This window comes from Paenibacillus luteus, assembly GCF_006542765.1.
Lineage (GTDB): Bacteria > Bacillota > Bacilli > Paenibacillales > Paenibacillaceae > Pristimantibacillus > Pristimantibacillus luteus.
On record NZ_SKCD01000062.1, the window covers coordinates 1 to 4,891 of the forward strand.

General features: G+C 40.6%; 5 protein-coding genes, 6 tRNA genes and 1 rRNA gene. 8 read left to right on the forward strand and 4 right to left on the reverse strand.

Going from position 1 to position 4,891, the window contains the following annotated elements; genetic code table 11:
* From E0496_RS30245 to E0496_RS30275, 7 genes are all read left to right on the forward strand, one after another.
* Window positions 1-108 (forward strand): 23S ribosomal RNA (locus E0496_RS30245); the annotation flags it as partial.
* A gap of 229 nt (window positions 109-337) precedes the next feature.
* Window positions 338-413, forward strand: a tRNA-His gene (locus E0496_RS30250).
* A gap of 31 nt (window positions 414-444) precedes the next feature.
* Window positions 445-519, forward strand: a tRNA-Gln gene (locus tag E0496_RS30255).
* A gap of 7 nt (window positions 520-526) precedes the next feature.
* Window positions 527-601: transfer RNA gene (locus E0496_RS30260), tRNA-Gly, on the forward strand.
* Window positions 602-608: 7 nt separating this feature from the next.
* A tRNA-Cys gene (locus tag E0496_RS30265) sits at window positions 609-682 on the forward strand.
* A gap of 17 nt (window positions 683-699) precedes the next feature.
* A tRNA-Arg gene (locus tag E0496_RS30270) sits at window positions 700-776 on the forward strand.
* A gap of 185 nt (window positions 777-961) precedes the next feature.
* A tRNA-Leu gene (locus tag E0496_RS30275) sits at window positions 962-1,040 on the forward strand.
* Window positions 1,041-1,083: 43 nt separating this feature from the next.
* Here E0496_RS30275 and E0496_RS30280 read toward each other — a convergent pair.
* From E0496_RS30280 to E0496_RS30295, 4 genes are all read right to left on the reverse strand, one after another.
* The gene (locus E0496_RS30280) at window positions 1,084-2,289 is read right to left on the reverse strand and encodes a tyrosine-type recombinase/integrase (RefSeq protein ID WP_141505704.1); all 1,206 of its coding nucleotides are present in this window, start codon (window positions 2,287-2,289) and stop codon (window positions 1,084-1,086) included.
* A gap of 76 nt (window positions 2,290-2,365) precedes the next feature.
* A complete protein-coding gene (locus E0496_RS30285) occupies window positions 2,366-2,641 on the reverse strand; it encodes a helix-turn-helix domain-containing protein (protein WP_141505705.1) in 276 nt (91 codons plus the stop codon).
* A gap of 557 nt (window positions 2,642-3,198) precedes the next feature.
* Window positions 3,199-3,396 carry a helix-turn-helix domain-containing protein gene (locus E0496_RS30290; protein ID WP_141505707.1) on the reverse strand — a complete coding sequence of 66 codons (198 nt, stop codon included), beginning with the start codon at window positions 3,394-3,396 and terminating at the stop codon, window positions 3,199-3,201.
* A gap of 65 nt (window positions 3,397-3,461) precedes the next feature.
* Window positions 3,462-3,851 (reverse strand): sigma factor-like helix-turn-helix DNA-binding protein, encoded by a 390-nt coding sequence (locus E0496_RS30295; protein WP_141505708.1) that lies wholly within the window; start codon window positions 3,849-3,851, stop codon window positions 3,462-3,464.
* Between the two features lie 431 nt (window positions 3,852-4,282).
* On the opposite strand from E0496_RS30295, the gene E0496_RS35755 reads away from it, so the two are divergent.
* Window positions 4,283-4,435, forward strand: coding sequence for a hypothetical protein (locus E0496_RS35755; protein WP_161601640.1), 153 nt, complete (start codon window positions 4,283-4,285; stop codon window positions 4,433-4,435).
* Window positions 4,436-4,891: the final 456 nt, after the last annotated feature.

A 4,891-nucleotide genomic window follows, 5' to 3' on the forward strand; every position in this document is an offset into this window, starting at 1 on the left:
TTTCCCAGTATGTAAGACCCCTTGAAGACGACGAGGTTGATAGGTTCGGGGTGGAAGCACAGCAATGTGTGGAGCTGACGAATACTAATCGGTCGAGGGCTTATCCTAAACAGTTTGAGAAGCAAACTGACGTCGTAAGCATAGACTTACGTTTGCCCCGGACCCATACATCCGGCAAACAACAGCATATAAGGCTTCAGCAAGCCTGATCTTTCGTATCCAGTTTTCAGGGCGCAACTTGCTAATGCTTGCATTAGCAGTCGACTCACAACTGTGGGTTTTATTTTTTGTCTATGAGGCAGCCGCTAATTAGACAAGGCACCTGAATATCATTATGGCGATCGTGGCGAAGTGGTTAACGCATCGGTTTGTGGATCCGACATTCGGGGGTTCAATTCCCCTCGATCGCCCCATTCTTAAAATGATTATGACTACATAAATTGTTGGGGATTAGCCAAGCGGTAAGGCAACGGACTTTGACTCCGTCATTCTCAGGTTCGATCCCTGAATCCCCAGCCATTGTTATGCGGAAGTGGCTCAGCGGTAGAGCATCGCCTTGCCAAGGCGAGGGTCGCGGGTTCGATTCCCGTCTTCCGCTCCATTAAGTTGGCGCCATAGCCAAGTGGTAAGGCAGAGCTCTGCAAAAGCTCTACCCCTAGTTCGAGTCTAGGTGGCGCCTCCACCTAATTATTACAAAATGTGCCCTTAGCTCAGCTGGATAGAGCGTTTGACTACGAATCAAAAGGCCAGGAGTTCGAATCTCTTAGGGCACGCCATTATTTTTTCTCTAAAATTGCCGATGTGGCGGAATGGCAGACGCGCGCGACTCAAAATCGAGTTCGTAAGTCGAAGAATTTACCGCTAAAGCGTTGGTATTACGGGATTTTCAGAAACATGTGTTAAAAGTTCTCTCCTGAAGTTCTCTCCTTTTTCTAAAGGGGCGATGGAGACTTAAAAATTTGCCGGCGTGGCGGAATGGCAGACGCGCGCGACTCAAAATCGTGAGGGAAACCGTGGAGGTTCGAGTCCTCTCGCCGGCATCAACTAAAAAGTTCATTAGAGTAAATCTCTAGTGGGCTTTTTTTATTTAAATTTTAGTACCTTACTCATTGCTTGAGCTGATGATACCTTCGAGTTGTATTCCAAATGTGAATATATGTTTGCCGTTGTTGCATAGTCACTGTGGCCCAACCATTCCTGAACTTCTTTCATGCTTACGCCGTTGGCGAGCAACAAGCTGGCGCAGCTATGACGAAGATCATGATACCTGATACGTCTAAAGTTGTGTTTCTCTAAAAAAATGGGGAAGTGCTGCGTAATGTACCCTGGTTTAATGCGTTCCCCTAGTACATCTACATAAATATACTCTAGATATTCAGTACAATATGAATTTCCATAAGATAAGCGATTGATTTCCTGTTGTTCCTTCATACGAATCAGAAGATCATAGAACGTGTCCACCAAAGGGAGAGTTCGGCGACTGGCTTTGTTCTTGGTACGATCCTTTTCAATTTCAATGTATCTTCCATTCAAATTGCCTGATGTGACCGTATGTTTGATATTAATGGTGCGATTAGATAAATCAATGGCCGACCATTTTAATCCGATTACCTCACTTCGTCTTAGTCCATAAAAGGAAGCAAGAATAATAGCCAGCTCAATTTTTTCTCTTCGTATTACTGCTAGGAGTCGATTCAATTCCTCTAAGTTGTAGAAGCTCGCTACGTAATTGTTCTTTTTGGGACGTTCAACTAGGTCAGCAGGGTTTGACACAATCAGTTTGGTTTTCAAGGCATACTGAAGAGCTTTACGAATGTTTGCATGATAATGAATAACAGTATTGGCACTCACACCTCGAACATTCATTTCTTGTGAGTAATAGGTCTGAATATCCTCGGTGGTCAAGTCTTCAAGCATTATCGCTTTTTCTCGAAAATAAGGTTCAACACGACCTTTTACAGCGTTTGAGTAAGAAATATAGGTGATTAGCTCGATGTTGTTTTTCATCATCTCCAGCCATTGAAGCATGAAATCTGCAAACAACCGTTTGTTATCATCGGATGGAGTGGCCGTCTTAGTTATTGCAGTTAGCTTTTCAATTTCTTCTGCTTGTGCCTCCAGTTGATAATTCTTCCTGGCTTCTTGGAGTAAGATTTCAGCTTTTTTCTTGTTGCCTTTTACCTTGAGTCCGGTAGGAATCCACTTTGGTTTTCGTCTACCATTCTCGTCTTTACAATTTAGTACGATATAGAATAGTCCCTTTTTCTCTTGTAGGTGGCCTGCTATCATACCTGTTCCTCCTTTGATTAGCAGCCCACATACCTACCATTGACAGTTCAAGTATAACACTATAAATACATTTATTTCAATGCATTAAAGCGTTGAAGTCATCTGCTATCTCTGTATGTTGTGAACGGATTAATGAGTGAAGGTAGGCAATAACGTGGACTTTAGGTATCTTATAGGCTCTTCCGATTTTAAAGTGAGAAATTCGGTTCGCTTTTAAAAGCTTGTAGGCACTCTTCGAACTAATTCCACCGAGCATTTCACACAATTCAGGGGTATTAACAACGTCAGAGTAATCCTTGAACATAGTAAGAATCGTGTCTTTATCTACAATAAAAGTTGGGGGATTTAACATGATAACAATCTCCTTTCATGAATAGTATGTAAATTAGCGAGGCGGACCATATGCATAATAAAAAATAATCCCATAAAATTCAACCCCCATTGGATATGAGTTTTATATGTTTCAAGCTGCCCCTGGTTAAGTGGCATCATAGCTTTGATCGTTCAAAGCTCTCCCTCATCCGAGCGAGCTGTCCCCAATGCAGTGACGCTGGCCGGACAGAAGTATCATAATCCCTTTCTCTGGTTATGGCGATTCATCCTACCACAGGATGATTTCAGCCGGAGAGGTGATCGCTCAAACTCCAATAAGGAGCTGTCGTGGCGCTTCCGCTTTGTCGCTTTTGTTTTCACAGCAGTGAAAGGAATGTACCTGAAACAAGCAATATTAAATTTTCAAAGATCAAGGTGCAACCAAGGAACTTTTCAATCCAATGATTGCTTCCTGTATTATAAATGGGGATTAGGAGAGAAAAAGGCAACCGTTTCTTCGTAATTTTAAATAATTTTAGATTATTTAAAAACAAGGACAAGTCCTATGAAGCAAACTCCATAGGACTTGCCCTTGTTTTATTCATACCGACTAATATCAAAGCGACGAACTGCTAAAATAAAGGCAATTGTCAGCTGTTGTTTGCAATCCTCATCCATGGTTCCATAACGTTTTGCGTATTTATTAATAACTGGTTCATAACGTGCAATCAACCTAGCTTCTGCGTCTTTGTCACCTTTCTGTGCTAAATGGAGCAGATTAGAAATGCTAATCATATTCATCTCCTTTTATCGATCAAATGTATGATAGAGGGGGAGGATCACGAGATACTAACGATGATTTAATTCTCCATAAAACCTTTAAGCTTCAATAATATGTTTGACTTCATTTTGGAGACAGCCTGTCTACTTATTCCAAATATTTGAGCAATTTCTTTATCTGTTTTGTCCTGGTAATACTTATAACACATTACTCGTTGTTCTTTTGAGCTAAGATGTAAGAGTTCAGAGATTTGAGAAAGAACAGGAATGTTTTGAGCTTCTGGCATCTCGTAATGACGAACTAGGAAGTTAATATTGATTTCGAACGTAACAGCATCCAAGGGAATCACATACGTAGAGTCACGTCTGAGCTTCTCAAAATAGTCTTTTTGAGCGCTCTGGAGACATGACTTAACGTAACTACTGAAAGCTTTTTCAACTGATTCATTAGGGCTAACTTCTATTTTCACAAATTTCCATCTCCTCTCTGTAATTAAATGGGGACTAGTGTCGAAAAAGGCAACCGTTATTCAAAAAAAATGTAAGCCATAATTCTATTTTCGTCTTATTTCTATTTGAATTTAATGAATTTCGTAAGAAGTATGCTCAATCCTGATGAAATGTTAAGTTAGTTCTGTGCAGAAGAACATAAAGAAGTCGGAAATGATCCTCAACAGGGATACATCCGATTTAATATTTGATTAAACATGTAATTAAATCAAACAATATAGATCTGTAGGCAAATTGTATATTGGAAATGAAATAACTAAGAAGTGCTTACAACGTTGCCGCAGCGTCTATGCCTCCCTAGGTGAAGTAGGCTTACTTAAGGAGCGCAGGGGGACGGCAGCTTAGGTAAGAGCATTTGAGGGAGTGTGGTCTACGGAGGCGCTAATTAACTATGTATATTCGCAAACATGAATTACAGCGTGTTACCCGTTATTTTTTTCAACTAGCAGAAGTGAGCGTCAGTGGTTATTATCGCTGGTGTCTAGCTGAAGAACAGCGCCAGTTTAGAGAGACTGCCGATGAACGTGACTTCCTGTTCATTTAAGACCATTTCGATGTTCTGAATAGGAAAGTTAGGGCAGTGGTCATTACATTGAGATGGAACGTTTAAGTTATGTGGCCATGAATCACAAAAAGATTCGTAGACTAATGCGTAAGTTCAATTAATTACAGTTATTCGGAGAACTATCCTTATCATAAAATGGCTTAGGTGACTCAGGAGCATCGTTCCTTTCCCAATCTTTTGGAGCTTAAATTTAATCAGGAAGAAGCCGAAAAAATCTCCCTTGCAGATATTACCTAAATGCGCTGTGGTACTAAACAGTGGTTTTATCTGTACTGTGTAAAAGACGTAGCGACCAAACAGTTCTGGGCGTGTAAATGCTAATCTAAACATGTACAGAAGTGCTTGAATAATAATGTACAACTTTGACGAGATGAAACATACTGGTCTCAAGGGAGAGATGAGTATGTACATCACGTTGAATGTTCAATCCAACAT

Excerpts from the sequence above, each read along its gene's own strand:
- E0496_RS30290 (WP_141505707.1), bottom strand. The coding sequence starts at position 3,396 with ATGATTAGCATTTCTAATCTGCTCCATTTAGCACAGAAAGGTGACAAA.
- E0496_RS30280 (WP_141505704.1), bottom strand. The coding sequence starts at position 2,289 with ATGATAGCAGGCCACCTACAAGAGAAAAAGGGACTATTCTATATCGTA.
- E0496_RS30285 (WP_141505705.1), bottom strand. The coding sequence starts at position 2,641 with ATGTTAAATCCCCCAACTTTTATTGTAGATAAAGACACGATTCTTACT.
- E0496_RS35755 (WP_161601640.1), top strand. The coding sequence starts at position 4,283 with ATGTATATTCGCAAACATGAATTACAGCGTGTTACCCGTTATTTTTTT.